The 17,339-nt window shown below is 42.2% G+C and carries 16 protein-coding genes; 7 read left to right on the top strand and 9 right to left on the bottom strand.

The window, feature by feature from the left end; genetic code table 11:
• Window positions 1–5 precede the first annotated feature (5 nt).
• From JJ941_RS05160 to wecB, 5 genes are read left to right on the top strand one after another with little or no spacing between them, the layout of a single operon-like run.
• The gene (locus JJ941_RS05160; RefSeq protein WP_290962590.1) at window positions 6–1,022 is read left to right on the top strand and encodes a hypothetical protein; all 1,017 of its coding nucleotides are present in this window, start codon (window positions 6–8) and stop codon (window positions 1,020–1,022) included.
• Window positions 1,015–2,418 carry an oligosaccharide flippase family protein gene (locus JJ941_RS05165; RefSeq protein WP_290962591.1) on the top strand — a complete coding sequence of 468 codons (1,404 nt, stop codon included), beginning with the start codon at window positions 1,015–1,017 and terminating at the stop codon, window positions 2,416–2,418. Before JJ941_RS05160 ends, JJ941_RS05165 begins: the two co-directional genes overlap by 8 nt.
• A complete protein-coding gene (locus JJ941_RS05170; RefSeq protein WP_290962592.1) occupies window positions 2,415–3,950 on the top strand; it encodes a polysaccharide deacetylase family protein in 1,536 nt (511 codons plus the stop codon). Before JJ941_RS05165 ends, JJ941_RS05170 begins: the two co-directional genes overlap by 4 nt.
• The gene (locus tag JJ941_RS05175) at window positions 3,947–4,978 is read left to right on the top strand and encodes a glycosyltransferase (RefSeq protein ID WP_290962593.1); all 1,032 of its coding nucleotides are present in this window, start codon (window positions 3,947–3,949) and stop codon (window positions 4,976–4,978) included. The genes JJ941_RS05170 and JJ941_RS05175 overlap by 4 nt, the downstream gene beginning before the upstream one ends.
• On the top strand, window positions 4,975–6,069 hold the full coding sequence (wecB, locus tag JJ941_RS05180; RefSeq protein WP_290962594.1) for a UDP-N-acetylglucosamine 2-epimerase (non-hydrolyzing): 1,095 nt from the start codon (window positions 4,975–4,977) through the stop codon (window positions 6,067–6,069). Before JJ941_RS05175 ends, wecB begins: the two co-directional genes overlap by 4 nt.
• Here wecB and pssA read toward each other — a convergent pair.
• Window positions 6,060–6,890 carry a CDP-diacylglycerol--serine O-phosphatidyltransferase gene (pssA, locus tag JJ941_RS05185; protein ID WP_290962595.1) on the bottom strand — a complete coding sequence of 277 codons (831 nt, stop codon included), beginning with the start codon at window positions 6,888–6,890 and terminating at the stop codon, window positions 6,060–6,062. The two genes, wecB and pssA, sit on opposite strands and share 10 nt — an antisense overlap.
• Window positions 6,891–7,040: 150 nt before the next feature.
• Between pssA and JJ941_RS05190 the strand changes: the two genes are divergently transcribed.
• Window positions 7,041–7,253, top strand: coding sequence for a hypothetical protein (locus JJ941_RS05190; RefSeq protein WP_290962596.1), 213 nt, complete (start codon window positions 7,041–7,043; stop codon window positions 7,251–7,253).
• Between the two features lie 299 nt (window positions 7,254–7,552).
• On the opposite strand, the gene JJ941_RS05195 is transcribed toward JJ941_RS05190, so the two are convergent.
• The 3 genes from JJ941_RS05195 to dxr are packed head-to-tail and all read right to left on the bottom strand — an operon-like array spanning window position 7,553 to window position 10,715.
• Entirely contained in the window at window positions 7,553–8,218 is a 666-nt protein-coding gene (locus JJ941_RS05195) for a phosphatidylserine decarboxylase family protein (RefSeq protein WP_290962597.1), read from the bottom strand.
• Between the two features lie 2 nt (window positions 8,219–8,220).
• Complete coding sequence (gene rseP, locus JJ941_RS05200; protein ID WP_290962598.1) at window positions 8,221–9,561, bottom strand: RIP metalloprotease RseP; 1,341 nt, start codon at window positions 9,559–9,561, stop codon at window positions 8,221–8,223.
• Window positions 9,562–9,566: 5 nt separating this feature from the next.
• Window positions 9,567–10,715, bottom strand: coding sequence for a 1-deoxy-D-xylulose-5-phosphate reductoisomerase (gene dxr, locus JJ941_RS05205; protein ID WP_290962599.1), 1,149 nt, complete (start codon window positions 10,713–10,715; stop codon window positions 9,567–9,569).
• Window positions 10,716–10,980: 265 nt separating this feature from the next.
• Between dxr and JJ941_RS05210 the strand changes: the two genes are divergently transcribed.
• The gene (locus JJ941_RS05210) at window positions 10,981–13,386 is read left to right on the top strand and encodes a PKD domain-containing protein (RefSeq protein WP_290962600.1); all 2,406 of its coding nucleotides are present in this window, start codon (window positions 10,981–10,983) and stop codon (window positions 13,384–13,386) included.
• 56 nt (window positions 13,387–13,442) lie between these two features.
• Here JJ941_RS05210 and JJ941_RS05215 read toward each other — a convergent pair whose 3' ends face one another.
• The 5 genes from JJ941_RS05215 to tmk form a co-directional block, all read right to left on the bottom strand.
• Entirely contained in the window at window positions 13,443–14,342 is a 900-nt protein-coding gene (locus tag JJ941_RS05215; protein ID WP_290962601.1) for a histone deacetylase, read from the bottom strand.
• A gap of 15 nt (window positions 14,343–14,357) precedes the next feature.
• Complete coding sequence (gene pgeF / locus JJ941_RS05220; protein ID WP_290962602.1) at window positions 14,358–15,104, bottom strand: peptidoglycan editing factor PgeF; 747 nt, start codon at window positions 15,102–15,104, stop codon at window positions 14,358–14,360.
• Window positions 15,088–15,939: a shikimate dehydrogenase gene (aroE, locus tag JJ941_RS05225; RefSeq protein ID WP_290962603.1), complete on the bottom strand. Its 852-nt coding sequence runs from the start codon at window positions 15,937–15,939 to the stop codon at window positions 15,088–15,090. The genes pgeF and aroE overlap by 17 nt, the downstream gene beginning before the upstream one ends.
• Before the next feature lie 81 nt (window positions 15,940–16,020).
• Complete coding sequence (locus JJ941_RS05230; protein WP_255135695.1) at window positions 16,021–16,497, bottom strand: SRPBCC family protein; 477 nt, start codon at window positions 16,495–16,497, stop codon at window positions 16,021–16,023.
• A 231-nt stretch (window positions 16,498–16,728) separates the two neighbouring features.
• Window positions 16,729–17,331 (bottom strand): dTMP kinase, encoded by a 603-nt coding sequence (gene tmk, locus JJ941_RS05235; protein WP_290962604.1) that lies wholly within the window; start codon window positions 17,329–17,331, stop codon window positions 16,729–16,731.
• Window positions 17,332–17,339: the final 8 nt, after the last annotated feature.

Here is a 17,339-nt window from a genome sequence, read left to right on the forward strand (position 1 = left end):
TATTTATGGAGGCAACTTCTCTTAAGGAGGTTTATGCATCGGTTAATAATGATGCACGCACCGTTTATGTAGTACCTCTGATCCGGTATTCGCATAAAAAGTCTGATTATTTATACCTGCTGTACAAAAACCTGATTGAAGATTCTGATTATGATATTCAATCCATAAGTGTGTTCAATCACTTTAAACTGGTTGCCGGCATTCTTTCCAACCGTCAGGCTATTCTGCACTACCACTGGCTTGAATTTCAGGATTTTAAGTCCCTGCTTGGCATGCCCTGGAAGATGTTCTGCATCTATTTATTCCACAAGCTGGGCGGGAATATCGTGTGGACATTACATAATGAGTTTCCCCATGATCAAAAATACCTGGGATTGCACCGTTTTTTGCATAAGAAAATGGCGGCTTGGTCGGATGTACTTCATGTCCATTGCGAAAAAGCCATGAACATTATGAGCGGACGACTGCAGGCTTCAAAAGAAAAATTTGAGTTAATCCCCCACCCGTCTTTTCCGGCTGAACCCATCGATAAATCTGTTGCCCGTCAAAACCTGAATGAGCACTATGGTTGTGAACTAAGACCGGAACTCCCTGTAATACTGATGTTCGGTAACATTAGCCGTTATAAACAGATAGAGAAAGTAGCTGATTTAGTTATAGATTTTGATTTTGAGTGTAAGCTTCTGGTTGTTGGACCGGTAAAAAAGGGCAACCTGAAGTTATTTGATGAATTAAAGGAAAAGCAGAAGCAAAGTACCCGAATTCAAATCATCCCGCAGTTTATCGATGAAAGCCGGGTACCCTGGTTTTACAGTGCAGCTGATCTTTGTGCTTTCAATTATCGCGAAATCCTTTCCTCCGGCGGTTATCATATGGCTAAAGCTTATGAAAAGCAGATAATAGCCCCGGATTTAGGCTGTTTGAGTGAAGAAGGAAAAGAGTCGGACGTAGAGTTATTCACCAATCCGAGTGAACTGAAACAATTGCTTGAACAGCATTTAAAGGCAACCGCAAATGGCTAAGCTGAAAGAAAAAGCGTTTTGGATTGCCATTGGTGATATCGCCGGGCGGGGACTTTCATTCCTTACCTCCATTTACCTGGCCCGTACTTTGGGATCTGAGTTCTATGGGCTGATAACCGTCGCTCTTTCAATCCTTGGTTACGCTACCTGGGTTTCTGATATGGGGCTTATCAGTATCGGAACGCGGGAAACAGCCAAAGAACCTTCAAAACGTATTTTCCGTGTATTAGAGATATTCAGGATGAAGCTCTTTCTTGGAATTGTTGTGTTGATTGCCTCAACGGTCATCGTTTCCATGATAAACACCGGGGAAATTGAGAAGCAGGTCATTCTGGGATACCTCTACTCTATCATCCCCTACATGGCACTGATGGAGTGGTTTTATGCGGGGAAACAACAGTTTGGTAAAATCGCCTTGTCTAAAATATTGAATGGGCTTATATATTTTGTACTTGTCATTTTTATGGTGCAATCGGTTGAGGATGTGACCCTTGTACCGGTACTCTATACCGTTGGTGTGACCATTGCCGCGTTAACGCTTGGTACATTTGCTATCAAGGACAAGCCCTTTTCCCTTCCGTCAAGGGGAGTTCAAATCTATCCCGACTTGCTCAAATCGAGCTCTATTTTGGGATTAGGTAAGTTCTTTGCTCAAATTGTGCATTTACTTCCCCCTATTTTAATTGGAGGGATATTAACACTTCGTGATGCCGGTTTATATGGAGCTGCCTTTCGAGTAGTAATCATTGCCATGATGATAGACCGGGTTTTTGTGAACTTGCTATTGCCAAATCTTTCATCCCTTTGGAGCAGGAATCGGGCCGAAGCCAACATCAAGATAGATACTGTGTTTCGATTAGTAGCGGCAGGCGGGGCTCTCATAGCCCTGGTAACGGCGATTGGAGCTGAGCAAATCATTTCTATACTCTACGGTGATCAATACGCAGAGAGTGTGATTCTGCTCCAGATTCTTTCGGTGATGATTGCCGCTACGTTCGTAAACAGCCTATTCTCTTTTGGTTTGATAGCCACTAATAAAGACAAAGAATATTTTTTGGCCACTTGTTTTGGCGGAACCATTTCGGCTATCCTCATTTTCAGTTTTACCGCTCTTGGAAATTCAACAATGGTAGCTATTTCTGTTTCAGCTGCGGAGGTGATTATTACCTTGTTTACCTACTTCTGGTTCAGGAAAGTAGTTCCTTTAAACTACCTGAAGCCCCTGTTGGTCAGCTACCCGGCAGCTGTTCTGCTATTCTGTGGTTTCATTTTCAGCCCGCTTATGCCCCTTTTGAATGCCGCCATAGCTGCCGTCATCTTTATTATTATCATCTATCAGTTTGACATACTGAAGCCGGATCAATTTGAGTGGGCAAAGAAAAAGGTGCTGGGATGAAGCAGCGATTGTGTATAGGGATTCAGGAAAGAAATGCAGCCTGGGATGCTGTCTTGAATCAGCTTGGGGTGTGGTATGAAGAAGTAAATTACAATTTAGAACTGCATCGTGAGTACAGTGTTATTATTCTGAATAAGAAGCCTGATAAAGCTCAGTGTTCAGCCCTTAAAACCTTTGTAAAAAACAATGGCAGCCTGTTAGAAGTAGCTGACAATCTGGTCTTCCTTGAGAAAAAACATACCCGGTCATCCCATATAGATACACTCATAAATTATGATCGTGAAGGCTTTTTATCTCATATTTCTCATGTAGATGTTCATGCCAGTTTAAGGCTTCATAAGAATAGTGAGTTACTGGAGGGTCTGGTTCATTTACCTGCTGAAGATCATTCAAATATTGCTTTTTTGGGCGTTGATGTAGCTGAACTGTTACAAACAACCGGTTATAGGAGAAAACGATTCTTTAGCAGGAATGGAGAACATCCGGATGAAATTGTCAGCAAAGTATCCAAGCACGAGCTCGCTGAAGTGCTGAAAGCCATACTGAAAGAGCTACACTTTCGAAGATCTTTGCCTTTCATCGAGAAATGGACTTCCCCGACAACTAAACCCGTTTTTTGTTTTCGGATTGACAGTGATTTTGGCGATAAAGAATCCATGGATAATCTTTATGCAACGATTCGTAAGCACCAAAAATCGGCAACCTGGTTTTTACATGTAGAAGCACATGAGGATTGGCTTTCTCACCTCAAGACCTATGAGAACCAGGAAATTGCTCTTCACGGCTATGAACACGGTACTTCAGATTCTTTCAAAAAGGTTAACCGGAACATTCAAACCGGGAAAAAGCGTCTCGAAAAAGCTAATATTGATTTCAGCGGCTTTTGTGCTCCTTATGGTATCTGGAACACGGCACTTGAAAAATCCCTGAAGAATTCCGGCTTTGAATACACCTCTGAGTTTACCTTTTGTTATGATGGATTACCGCTCCGCCCTGTAGATGATCAACTCCCCGTTCAAGTTCCCATTCACCCTATTTGTACCGGTAGTCTGAACCGGCGAAAATATTCCATTGAGGATATGAAAGGGTATTTCGAGGATGTGTTATTAAATAAATTATCGCGGTTTGAACCGGCTTTGTTCTATCACCACCCTTTACAGCCCGGGCTTTCTGTTATCGACCATTTACTGGAGCTCACTGATATACACGAATTTGAAAATCTTACTTTTGGAGAGTTTGCTGGTTTTTGGAAAGAACGGGAAAGGTTCACCTTTGAAGCTTATTTAGATGATGGAAAAGTAACCATTGAAAAATCTTCCGATCCTGATAAGTTGATTCAGGTATCCATAAACCATTCCGAGTTTGACCTGGTATCTACAAGTGAGGATATCATCAACCTCACAAAAACAACAAAATTAAAGTTTTCGAAGCCCTATCTTCCTCAGCCTGAAGAGGTACATGAAATGAGAAAGCGGGATTTGAATCTTCTTAAAACATCACTGATAGATTGGAAAAACAGGGGGCGATTATGAAGGTAGGTTATGTGTCTCCCATGAGTATAGCGGCCGTCAATGGCGGACTCAGAACCCAGGCTTTAATGACGACTAAGCATATAATGTCCTTTGGAGTGGAACCGAAATTGATTTCTCCATGGGATGATATGAAAGCCATGAACCTTGACCTGGTTCATGTGTTCGGGGCTTCCATTGAAAATGTGGGAATTGTAGATCAGGTTAAAGCAATGGGATTGCCCCTCGCCCTTTCTCCGGTCTTCTTCTCCAACAGGAAAGCTGCTTTTATCAAAAGAGCCCTGAAAATGGAGCGTTTGAGCTCTGCTTTTGGCTCCGGAATCCGTTCAGATTTTAGCGTGAAAACCGAATTATGCAGCAAATCAGATCTCGTTTTACCAAATACCTCAGCTGAGGCTGATCTCATCCGGGATGGTTTTTCAATTCCTGAGAGCCAAATTCAGATTATCCCAAATGGGGTAGAACAAAAATTCGCAGAGGCTCGGCCACAGTTATTTATTGATACCTATGGATTGAAAGATTTCGTACTGTTTGCCGGTCAGGCCGGAGCCAAAAGAAAAAATGTAATCAAGCTTCTTGAAGTAGCTCCTGACCTCGATGCTCCTGTTGTAATCATCGGTTCTTTTTACAAGGATGAATACGGAGAAAAGTGCAGAATTTTAGCAGCAGAAGCCGGCAATGTCACCCTGATCGAAACTCTTGATCATGATTCTGAATTGCTAGCATCCGCGTATGCTGCCAGCAGCGTTTTTGTGCTTCCCTCCCAGTTCGAAACACCTGGAATTGCAGCCATGGAAGCGGCTCTGGCAGGTTCGAGAATTGTTATAACCGAGAAAGGCGGTACCAAAGATTACTTTGATGGATACGCTGAGTTTGTAAATCCGGATTCTTCTAAGTCCATATTAAACGGAATAAAGGAAGCTTTGAAAAGAGAATCCTCTGATACCCTGAAAAATCACATTCTTGAAAATTATACCTGGCAACGGGTAGCAGAATTAACGGCTAATCAATACAAAAGAGTTTTGGAATGAAGAAGATTCTAATCGCATTCGGAACCCGGCCTGAAGTCATTAAACTGGCCCCTGTGATCCTTGAACTCAGGGAAAGTATGGATGTAACGATTCTGCATACCGGCCAGCATAAAGAGCTTGTGGATCCCATGCTTTCCCTTTTTGACATTCAGCCGGATATCAACCTCGATATCATGAAGCCGAATCAGGATTTATTTGAGCTGACCCAATCCCTACTTCCTAAATTGAAGGAAATAATTGAAGAGAATGAGCCTGATTTCGTGATGGTTCAGGGAGACACGACGACTTCTTACCTTACCGCCCTGTCTTCATTCTATCAAAAAATTCCGGTGCTTCATGTAGAGGCCGGGTTGCGCAGCCATACCCCTTACTACCCTTTTCCCGAGGAAATGAACCGGAGACAAATAACCCATTTGGCTCACTTCCATTTTGCCCCAACGGAACTGAATAAGAAAAATTTACTAAAGGAAGGCATTGCTGAGGAAGCGATTTCAGTAACTGGGAATACGGTGATTGATGCCTTGAAGATAATTACCGAATCTGAAGCATTCACTAATTCTACCCCCGACATTCTTACTAAAATTAATTATAACCAAAAGCTGCTGGTGCTGACGGCTCACCGAAGAGAGAATCATGGTAAGCCCTTGGTGAATGTTTTCAAGGCTGTAAAACAGCTTTTAGCGTCAAACGAAGATCTGACAGTTATTTTCCCGGCTCACCCCAACCCCAATGTGCTGGCTGCAATCGAACAAGTTCAAATAAAAGACGAGCGATTTAAACGCACCTGTCCATTTGATTACCTCACCTTTTTGCATGTGCTCCGCCGGGCAGATTTAATACTGACCGATTCCGGTGGAATTCAGGAAGAAGCCTCTGCTCTTGGCAAACCGGTGTTAGTGCTCCGCAATGAAACCGAAAGACAGGAGCTGATTGAATCCGGTTTAGGAAAACTGGTAGGCACTGATCAGGAAACCATTATTAGCGAAGCCAATGAATGGCTTCAATCAGATAATTATCCGAACGCTTCTTCTGTATTCGGCAAGGGTAATGCAACAGCTATCATCAAAGAAGTGATTGAAAATCAGCTGTAATCCTGAAATTCATCTACTCCGGCCGGACCGTAATCATCGGTAAAGAATTGAATAGCCCCAACGATGATTCCCTTCAGCATAAACAATGTGAAGACGGCCATGAGCCCGTACTCTTTGAATGCCAGAATCAGTACCAAGTAGACAAGGAATAGTACAAATTTTCCCTTTTGCTCTTTAATGGTTTGACGGTCGAACCGGGGAATTTTATCAAAAGGAAGTGTGCTTACCATCAAAAAGGAAATAACCACTATAAAAGGGATCAGAACCGAATTCACACCATTCTCAAGAAAGGAAAACAATTCCATAGAGTCTCTGAAGGTCAGGAAGAAAGCACCAAGGATAATGGCCTGGGCCGGGATGGGTAATCCTACAAAGAAATCTGGTCGAGGATGGAGTCGCGCATTTACGTTAAAACGAGCCAAACGAACCGCTCCGCAAAGTGGCGGCAACGCGCTTACCATGATTCCCACAAAACCCAGTTCGTGTAAACTCCAGCTGTAAATTAAAAAGCCCGGAGCCACTCCGAATGAAACCATATCACTGATGGAATCCAGTTCAATTCCAAAATCGCTTGTGGCGTTGGCAAGTCGTGCCATCAATCCGTCAAAAACATCAAATAAACCGGCAAGGGCGATTAGCCACGCTCCTCGTATAAAATCCCCGTTCGAAATAGAAATGATTGCCAGGAAACCACTAAAGAGATTCATCAGGGTAAAGAAGCTGGGAACAGCGATCTTCTTGTTCACCGGCGGCTTTTGCTCTTTTCTCCGCTGTCGGCGCTGCTTGAAAGAATGATATTTTTTCTGAATTGGATATTTCATTAATAAATAGATTTAATTGCGCTCAATATTAAGAATTAAATACGGTTATTTATAGGTTCAATCTCAAACCATTATAATTCTTAGCATTCAATTGATCTGTTCAATTCGCAGATATTCATTATAATTCCGGTATCAAATAAAAAGAACACTATGAAAGAGATAACCGTAAAAATACCAGACCAAAAAGTGGATTTCTTTATGGAACTGATTGCTCAGTTGGGATTGGATGCAGAGCAACACGAAGATTTTGCAATTCCAGAGGAACACAAAGCAATTGTCAGAGAGCGCATAAAGAATTCCAGTCCTGAAGAATTAATTCCGTGGGAGGAAGCCAGAAAGCAACTTAGATTTAAAGACGATTAGTTGTGGAGAAATTCGAGGTTGTTGTAGAACCTCCTGCTTTGGAGGATATACAATCAGCAATTGATTACTATGAAGAAATAGAGATTGGTTTGGGGAGAACCTTCGAAAATGAATTAGACAATTTTATATCTACACTTAAGACGTTCCCCTTTTTCCAGAGGAGATATTCTGATGTGCACTGCCTTCCTCTTAAAATTTCCTCACATGATTCACTTTACAATTGACGAAAGAAGGAAGGTGTTAAACATTCGGGCAGTTTTTGGAACGGGTGAAAATCCGGAAAAATGGGAAAAGCGAAATTAAGCTGAACTCTTCGCTTTTATCTCACCTATGATTGATTCTCCGGCTTTAGTTGTATCACCCGGTTTCACTTTAACCTCAACATTGCCGGGTACAACCACATCCATTCGCGAGCCGAATTTCATAATACCAAATCGCTCTCCGACTTTTAACTCGTCCCCTTCCTTGATGTTATACACAATTCTTCGAGCCAGGAATCCGGTGATTTGCCGGAAAAAGATTTTGGTATTGGAAGGATGAAGAACGCCAAAATCGGCCCTCTCATTAAGTTCAGAAGCATGTTCAGTCCACGCCATCAGGTATTCCCCGGGATGATACTTGACGTACTCCAGCGATCCGGAAACAGGATTTCGGTTTACATGAACATTTAATGGGGATAGAAAAATACTGATCTGGGTAGCCTTATCCTTCAGGTACACGTCTTCATTTATTTCTTTTACAAACACCACTTTTCCATCGGCCGGTGAAATAATCAGGTTTTCATCGTCAGGTATATTGCGGTCCGGATCCCGAAAGAAGAATATGGTAAGTGCACTCAAAGTCCCCATTCCAGTATAAATCACATAGGTAAACCAGTGATTCAAAAAATAGTAAGCGAATCCACAAACCAATATGGAAACGGTAAGTACGAGTGCAATTGTGGGGTATCCTTCCTTAGATAGCATAATTAAAGCCCGAAGTATCTGAATGCATCATTAAACATTACAAAAATGAATAATCCAATCATCAGGAAAAAGCCAATTTGTTGGGCAATCATGCGAACTTTTTCAGAGGGTTCGCGACGAGTTATACCTTCGTAAAGCAGGAAAACAAGGTGCCCTCCATCCAAAGCCGGAATCGGCAGAATGTTCAGAATTGCAAGCGTGATACTCAACAGCGCCGTGATGTTCCAAAAACCAATCCATCCTGCCTGGTCGGTTGCTTCACGGGTAATGCTGGCTATGGCAATCGGGCCGCCCAGATTTTGAGTAACCGAAATGTCGCCGGTTATCATCCGGGTAAAACCCTGTACAATGCCTACTGTTTGTTCTATGGTTTGATTATATCCTTCGCCAACAGATTCCCATAGTCCATATTCGATACGCTTCAGACCTAAGGTTTGGATTTGGGGTGAAGCAATCCCGATGGTTTTAGTGTCCGGGTCAGGAGTAATAGACGCATAGAAAACCGAATCCTCCCGCTGCACTCCAAAATTAACCGCGGAATCTGCATTTTGAATAATCTCTACCAATTGAACCCAGTATTTGACGGTATCACCATTTGCCGATACTATACGATCACCGGCTTGTAATCCGGCTTCTGCAGCGGGTCTTCCGGCAGGAACCGATGAAATTTTACTTGGAAAAGAATAGGTCGGATCCAAAAAACCGCGTGTTTGCAGGCTATCCAGGAAATTTGGAGTAACAGGAACGGAGATTTGCTGTCCGTCTCTCATCACCATATACGTCAGGTTATTTGAAGTGAGTTCAGAAGCGGAAACCAGTTCATTGAAATAAGCAACTCGTTGCCCGTTCACGCCTACAATTTTGTCTCCGGTTTCGAAGCCTATTTCATGCAAAATAGAGGTTTCAGGAACATAAATTCCCTCGGTTTCATCAATGGGCAGTACGGCTTTACCCTGGCTGTAGGTCAACCCAAAGTAGATGAAGAATGCCAAAATCATGTTAAAGATAACCCCGGCCGTAATGGTTACGATACGCTGCCAAACGGGTTTACTTCGGTATTCCCAGGGCTCGGGTTCTTTTTCCAGATGATCAGTATCCATGCTTTCATCAATCATCCCGGATATTTTCACATATCCGCCAAGCGGTGTTGCTCCAATGCAGTAATCGGTGTCTCCTTTTTGGAAGCCCCATACCCGGGGTGGAAATCCAATCGAGAAGCGCTCAACCCGCATTCCAAAAAACTTTGCTGCTAGAAAGTGCCCCAGTTCATGAATAAAAACCAGGATCATCAGTGCTCCGCCAAAAATGAGGAGCGTATTTAATAAGCTTAAAAACCAGTCCATGTAAATTATTTAATAATTGTATGCGCGTAGCTTCGCGTCTCTTTGTCGATTTCTTTTAACGTCTCTGCGTTCAAACTATCATTCAATTCGATGTTAGCCAAACTTTCTTTTACAATTTCAGGGATGTGAATATAACCAATTTCTTTGTTCAAAAATCGCTCAACGGCAACTTCATTTGCAGCGTTTAAAACGGCAGGTGCGTACCCTCCCTTCGAGATACTATCCATTGCTAATTTAACACAGGGAAACTTATCAAAATCAACGGGTTCAAAGGTGAGGTTCTGAGCTTCATTCCAATTCATTCTCGGGGTATCTAAGGGGAACCGATCAGGGTAACTCAACGCATAAATTATAGGCACTTTCATATCCGGTAAACCCAGCTGTGCTTTACTGGATCCGTCTATAAAAGTAATCATGGAATGGATAATACTTTGGGGATGAATGACGGGCTGAATTTTTTCTACGGGAAGATCAAAAAGCCAGTGTGCTTCTATGATTTCCAGGCCTTTGTTCATCATGGTTGAGGAGTCGATGGTAATTTTTGCTCCCATGCTCCAGTTGGGGTGATCAAGAGCTTGTTCAACAGTAACCTGTTGCATCTGCTCTTTACTTAACTCCCGAAAAGGTCCGCCACTTGCTGTAATGATAATCTTTTCGATGTCACCTATCGACTCTCCCACCAAACATTGCAGCATGGCGCTGTGTTCAGAATCTACCGGAATGAGCTGAGCCTCTGATTTTTTGAGTTCGGTCATAATCAACTCTCCACCCACTACCAATGACTCTTTATTAGCCAGTGCCACTTTCTTTCCTGAACGAATGGCTTCCAGTGTGGATTCAAAACCGGCGAAGCCTACAAGACTGTTCAAAACTGTATCTACTTCAGGCAGAGAAGCTATGGCAGGAAGATGCTCAGCACCCGACATTACTTTGGTTTCGGACACGGTTTGTTTCAAATCTGCATAATGTTCTTCATTGCTGATGAGAACATAGGCAGGGTTGAATTCCTGAACCTGCTCTGCCAGTAATTCCCAGTTGGAATGGGCGGTAAGAGCAACGATTTCAAACTTATCGGGGTGTTGCCGTACTATCTCAAGCGTCTGTGTTCCAATGGATCCGGTCGATCCCAGAATAGCCAGTTTTTGTTTCTTCAAATCCTTGTCGATTTAGTTCTTCGACAAATTAAGCAATGATTAATAAAAGACCATTTAAACTTTGTTCGATTTACGAGGATACAAATCTAATGTTTATAAGCTTCACATAATAAATGCACTATTCTAATCTAAGTAGCTTGATAAATATAATTTACGGTCTATATTAGGTATTGCTAATCTTAAAAGAGAATAACTATTAGCGGGGTATTGGCCTGTAGCTGCATTCGGCCAAGAAGTACAAACAATAATTATTTAATAGAAAATTATGGGATACATAAACAAAGGTACTAATAGTACCAGGCTGCTGATATTGGTATGTCTGGGTTTTTTAATCATGGCTTTAATGCCAAAAAATGTTGAAGCAAGTCATTTCAGATATGGAACTATGAGTTGGTCTCCTACCGGTAATCCGGGGGAAGTTGAGATCAGAATGAAAGTTGTGTTTAGATTATTTGGTTCCTTTTCTGTTGGTGATAATATAACTGTAGGTAATTTAGCAATGGGAGATGGCTCTTTTGAACAGGTCATTGCCACTGTTACCAATATAAATGTTGCTGACAACTATTTCGAAGGTGAGGTAGTTATCAGGAAAACATACAGTGGTGCAGGTCCTTATAATGTTAGTTGGAATAGTTGTTGTCGAATTAGCGGTATAAGTAATGCAAGTGGTATATGGAATTTGCAAACAGTGATTACTCCACTATCTGGAAACTCCTCTCCGGTAAGTAATCAATTCCCGATTGTAAATGTAGGGCAAGGTACTGCTTCAACATTTTTTGTAAGTGCCGCTGATCCTGATGGTGATAATCTACGGTTTAGAATTGCAAATCCTTCAGAATTTGGTGCCCAGAGTGCTGTTCCAAATTTGTCCATCGATCCTAATACTGGTTTAATGACATGGAATAATTCAGGGTTACCTTTAGGGAGTCGCTGGGCTGTGATGGTAGTAGTTGAAGACCTGGATGCTAATGGAAACGTCAAGACATCAACACCGGTTGATTTCATGATGGACATTGTTCAAGTTCAAAGTGATCCTCCGGTTTGTGAAATATCAAATGCAGGACCAATAGAGGCAACCGTTGGAAATAATGTAGGGTTTAATATCACAGCTACTGCAGATGATCCAAGTTATGGTATCTCTTTAGCAGGTATAGGTATACCTTCAGGCAGTTCATTCTCCCCTTCTTTACCGGTTTCAGGTACTGGCTCTGTAACTTCCACTTATAATTGGTCTCCCTCAGCAGTTCAGACTGGAAGTTTTGTGCTTACATTTTCAGCTACAGACCAATTTGGCCAGCAGTCTCAATGTAGCATAACTATAAATGTTACAGATAACCGGCCGCCAGTTGCTGATGCAGGCCAAGATATAACGACTACTGCGACAGGACAGACGACACCTGTAACCTTAGATGGCAGTGGTTCATCAGACCCTGATGGTGATGCACTTACTTATAGTTGGACAGATGGAACTACAACGGCTAATGGTGTAAGCCCAACATTAAATCTTGCCGATGGTGTTTACACCTTTACACTTACTGTTTCAGATGGTGATGCAACCGACACCGACGAAGTAACCGTAACCGTTGAAAATACAATACCGATTGCCGATGCAGGTGAAGATGTTACAAACGAGTGCCCGGATTATGAGGTAACTTTAGATGCAAGTGGTACTACAGATGCTGATGGTGATGATCTGACATATACATGGACAGGTTCATTCGGATCTGTTAGTGGGATTTCGAGTACTGTAACACTACCACTAGGTACTCATGAAATTATACTTACAGTTGACGACACGGATGGCGGGTCAGATCAAGACACTGTTTATGTGACTATCGAAGACACAACACCACCCGAACTGTTAACCGATAGTGATCCATATATTCTATGGCCACCAAATCACAAATACCACACCTTTAGTATAACCGATTTTGTAACCTCTGTGGAGGATGCATGTGATGCTAACGTGGATATTTCTTCAGTTGTGATTACCAAGGTTCGAAGCGATGAACCAGAAGAACAAGCTGGTTCTAATAACGGAAAAGGCAAGAACGGTGGCGGCGGTGATGGAAATACATCTGATGATATTGTTATAGCTGATGATGGACTATCTGTCGATTTACGAGCTGAAAGGCTTGGCGGTGGCAATGGTCGTGTGTACACCATTTTTGTAGGAGTTGTAGATAATAGTGGTAACTCATCTGAAGCCTCCTATCAGGTTCATGTACCAAAAAATCCAAATACTACTGCCACTGACGATGGCTTGACCTATGGTTATGAAGTAGCAGGACTCACTCCTACCGCACCGGGAGCTACTCCTTCCTCCATCGTAAGTAATACACAAGCTGGATCAAATACTTTTGGAAATTCAGATATCGAATACGGAGTAAATAACTCTGATAATCCTGAATCCTTTGTATTAAACCAAAATTATCCTAATCCCTTTAACCCGACAACGGTGATTAGCTTTAGTGTTCCATCTAAAGAGATGGTAAGCATTAAAATCTATGATCTAACCGGACGCTTAATAGCTACATTAGTTAATAGTGTTAAATCCCAGGGTAATTATGAAGTAACCTTTAATGCTGAAAACATAAACAGTGGCATCTATTTATACAGGATGACAGCTGGAAATTATACTGAAATAAGAAAAATGACTCTTATCAAGTAATTTAAAATCAATAGATAAAAGCCGTAATCTTAACTGATTACGGCTTTTTTTATTAGTTAAAAACCCATTTCTTTTGCCACTTCATACATTTGTGCATGGGCAACCACCGTATCATTAAGTGTAGGGGCATATCCACCTGAGAGTAACAATACCAAAGGCAGATTTCGTTGAGTGATGGTCTCGATAACAATTCGCTCTCTTTCCCTGAGTCCATTTAGAGTAAGTGATAACCGGCCAAAGTGATCCGCCTCCAACGGATCAATTCCACCTAAGTAATACACAAGGTCAGGGTTGAAATCATGTAGAATTGAATCGAGTGCGGAGATAAGGGCTTTATGGTAATCTTCGTCTTCGGTTTTATCGGGCAAACCAACATCTAAATCGGAAGGCGGTTTCTTGAACGGATAGTTCTTTTCTCCATGAATAGAGAACGTAAATACACTGGGATCATCTGCAAAGATATGAGCCGTTCCGTTGCCCTGATGAACATCACAATCGATTACCATCACTTTATTCACCCATTTGGATTGCTGCAACACTTTGATAGCCACGGCCACATCATTAAATACGCAAAATCCTTCTCCTAAATCCGGCATGGCATGATGGGTGCCACCCGCTAAATTACCGGCAATCCCATCTTGCAGGGCCATGAGTCCGGCATTAATGGTCCCCTGAACAGCCAGCCTTGAACGTATAGCAAGAGATTTACTCCAGGGTAACCCCATTCTCCGCTCTTCCTTACGGTCTAAGGTTCCCTCCCAGATTGCTTGCGTGTACCTGGGCGTATGTGCCATAATCAGGTTTGAGTGATCGACCATAGAAGGCTCTATGATTTCGGAAGTTTTAAGAACCCCACGATCCAATAAATAGCAATGCAGGCCACTGAACTTCTTCATCGGGAAGATATGATCATCAGGCATATCGGCAACGTAACCGGGGCTGTAGCTAACTCTCAAGGTGTAATAAATTCTTTAGTTCAATTTGATGATCCCCATCATCCGGCCACTATTATCTTTCTGCCGGCGATATGAATAATAGTTTTCATCTTCTATAGTACAGGAATCATCTATTTCAATATGATCGCTTTCAATGCCTTCATCTATCAGCTGCTGTCTGATAAAAGCCTTTAGGTTAACATGGGGTTTGGCATAATTCGTTCTGTCCACAAATCGGTCAGGAAATTCAGTGGCTACTTCTTCCCCAACCTCAAAATTCTGGAGTGAAATACACGGACTCACATATACTTTTATATATTCTGGTTCAGCTCCAAGTGCCTTCATTTTTCGGATTGTTTTTGGCACAATATCAGCAACTGCTCCCCGCCAACCGGCATGAGCGGCTGCAATTACTTTATTCTCACTATCCGCGAGTAGTACAGCAGCACAATCGGCTACCTGTATGGCAAGGGCTAACCCGGACTTGGTAGTTACGAAGCCATCGGTTCCTTCATAGATCCCTCCTTCGATCACTTCTTTAATATCCGTTTTGTGAACCTGAACTCCATAAGCTATTTGGTTTTCATCCAGACCAATCTCTTTTAATAATCGCTGGCGATTTTCAAGAACAGCGGACGCCTTTTCAGCAGTATTAAGCCCTAAATTTAAACCGGGAATAGCTCGATTGGGATGAACCGATTCCTGATTTCTCAGCGTGAACCAGCTTGAAACAGAGTCATTGTTCAGCAGATTCGGTTTTATAAGCTTAATTCGGAAAGACATCTTCTAACTTCATTTTTATGAGTCCGGTTGGGAATTCTTGTCCTGTCCAGAGTTTAAAGGCTTTCGCTCCTTGGTAAATCAGCATATCTAAACCTTCAACTGGAATTCCACCCACTGTTTTGGCTTGTTTCAGAAATTTAGTTTCGCGGGGATTATACACCACATCATAGCATATTTTATCAGATAGCAATTCTGCCTCTTGATCTTTTACCGGAGATGCATCGGTATTGGGTGTCATTCCAAGTGGTGTTGCATTTATTATGATGGCTGCTTCTTCAGCATAAGCACTCCAGTTATCATAATTACACATGATGATATCAGATTGCTCATCATACCGGCCCGGGCGACGGGAAACCATCACTATCTCTTCAACACCAAGTTCACGCAGTGCATAACAAATAGCTTTTGTTGCGCCGCCGGTTCCAAAAATAATGGCTCGCTCACCGGCAAGCTGGTCTTCATACTCCTCTATAGGAACGCGGAACCCATATTCATCGGTATTTTCACCAATAATTTTTCCGTCTCTTTTTACAATGGTATTGATGGCCCCGATTTGTGCGGCCTCCATACCCAGCGTGTCCATGGCATTAAACAATGTCTCCTTATAAGGGATGGTAATGTTTGCCCCAAGGAACTCTAACCGGTTAAAGTGGGCAATCAGGGTTGATATCTCACTGTTACGGACGGCTACGGCGTGGTATTCGGCCTTCAATCCGTGATGATCCAGAGCCGTATTATGCATTAATGGAGAAACGCTGTGACTTATTGGACTGCCAATTAATAAATAATGAGGTTGACGGCTCGATTCTGACTGTAAAAACTTGCTGAAATCCATAGTACTTTAAAAATGACAAAAAAAATGCGCATCGGTGAGATGCGCATCAAGTAATGTAAATAATATAAAGATTGAAATACCTTATGCGGTAACTTCTTCTTCGGTCTCTTCCGTTGGCTCGATTGGAGTTTCCTTGAAGGTTCCGCCTTCAGCTAATTCCTTGAATTTCTCCAGGTCTTTTTTGAGCTGAGCAGGTGAATCTTCAATGAAAGAAGCCAATTCTTCTTCAGGATCACCGAAAAAAGTACGGTAGTCCAGAGAAAACTCAACGCGTGTGCGTTCGCCGTTATCAAGCGGAGTAAATCGAATAGTTCCGGTTTGATTCAGATTACCGTTGATAGTAATCCAGGCAAAGCGAGTATTACGAAGATTATCGATAAGATTGGTTGTCCACTGATACTCTTCTCCTCCAATGTCAGTCTTGTATTCGAAAGTTTGAGAGTTAACTCTCTCTACTAAATCTATACGTTCCAAAAACTTAGGAAATTCAACTGGGTTAGAAAGGAGCTCGTACACTTTGGCAAGAGGTAGATCAATTTCGATTCTTTCGTGCGCCATAATTTATTACTTGGTAGTTATGATCGTTAGAATTGTATTCTTTTGATGAACTGGTTGTCATGGAAACAGGCAGGACTCATCCAGATTGCTTTAAATTTACGGATAAAAAGATTAAGCCTCAATGTTCATCACAGATAAATAATCGGATAACCGTAAAGTTTTTTAAAAAAGACTTCTCCGTCTCCTTTTTGTTACACCAATATCCGTGTTTAAAAAATAACAGCGGGTAAATTAAAGCGATGATTGCAGCTCCTTAAAGATATCATCGTGAATCGAATCTTTATCCTGCCCCGCATCAATGGTTTTAAAACGGGTTTCAGTTTCGGCTAAATGCTCAAATCCATCGAAAACGCGTTTGAAAAAAGAATCTCCTGAGAGCTCCATACGATCTTTTTCAAAGTTCTTGGTCCGCTCGGCAGCCTCTTCCAGGCTAAGCCTCAAATAAAAAGTAAAATCAGGAACCAGGTTGTGCGTAGCTGCTGCATTGATTTGATTAATCTGATCGATGGGCATACTCTTGCGCCCAAACCCCTGGTAAGCAGTTGTAGAGTCATAAAAGCGATCCAGGATTACTATTACATCTTGTTTAAGCAGAGGACGCACTTTCTCGGCAACCAACTGTGAGCGCGCTGATGAAAACAGCAAGAGCTCAGTTATCGGGTCAATATCCAGTTCGGGGTTGAGCAGCATTCCGCGAATCATCTCAGAGACATCGGTTCCTCCGGGCTCCCGAAATACCTCCACTTTATGCCCCAGCTTGGTCAATCGTTCTTTTAACAGGGAAATCTGTGTGGACTTCCCGCTTCCGTCTATTCCTTCAAATGTAATTAGCATGCAGTAAA

Source organism: Gracilimonas sp. (genome assembly GCF_017641085.1).
Lineage (GTDB): Bacteria > Bacteroidota > Rhodothermia > Balneolales > Balneolaceae > Gracilimonas.

Coding starts and splice junctions, on each gene's coding strand:
- tmk (WP_290962604.1), bottom strand. CDS start 17,331: ATGCTAATTACATTTGAAGGAATAGACGGAAGCGGGAAGTCCACACAG.
- pgeF (WP_290962602.1), bottom strand. CDS start 15,104: ATGTCTTTCCGAATTAAGCTTATAAAACCGAATCTGCTGAACAATGAC.
- pssA (WP_290962595.1), bottom strand. CDS start 6,890: ATGAAATATCCAATTCAGAAAAAATATCATTCTTTCAAGCAGCGCCGA.
- JJ941_RS05190 (WP_290962596.1), top strand. CDS start 7,041: ATGAAAGAGATAACCGTAAAAATACCAGACCAAAAAGTGGATTTCTTT.
- JJ941_RS05165 (WP_290962591.1), top strand. CDS start 1,015: ATGGCTAAGCTGAAAGAAAAAGCGTTTTGGATTGCCATTGGTGATATC.
- wecB (WP_290962594.1), top strand. CDS start 4,975: ATGAAGAAGATTCTAATCGCATTCGGAACCCGGCCTGAAGTCATTAAA.
- JJ941_RS05170 (WP_290962592.1), top strand. CDS start 2,415: ATGAAGCAGCGATTGTGTATAGGGATTCAGGAAAGAAATGCAGCCTGG.
- JJ941_RS05175 (WP_290962593.1), top strand. CDS start 3,947: ATGAAGGTAGGTTATGTGTCTCCCATGAGTATAGCGGCCGTCAATGGC.
- JJ941_RS05160 (WP_290962590.1), top strand. CDS start 6: ATGGAGGCAACTTCTCTTAAGGAGGTTTATGCATCGGTTAATAATGAT.
- aroE (WP_290962603.1), bottom strand. CDS start 15,939: ATGGATTTCAGCAAGTTTTTACAGTCAGAATCGAGCCGTCAACCTCAT.
- JJ941_RS05195 (WP_290962597.1), bottom strand. CDS start 8,218: ATGCTATCTAAGGAAGGATACCCCACAATTGCACTCGTACTTACCGTT.
- JJ941_RS05230 (WP_255135695.1), bottom strand. CDS start 16,497: ATGGCGCACGAAAGAATCGAAATTGATCTACCTCTTGCCAAAGTGTAC.
- JJ941_RS05210 (WP_290962600.1), top strand. CDS start 10,981: ATGGGATACATAAACAAAGGTACTAATAGTACCAGGCTGCTGATATTG.
- rseP (WP_290962598.1), bottom strand. CDS start 9,561: ATGGACTGGTTTTTAAGCTTATTAAATACGCTCCTCATTTTTGGCGGA.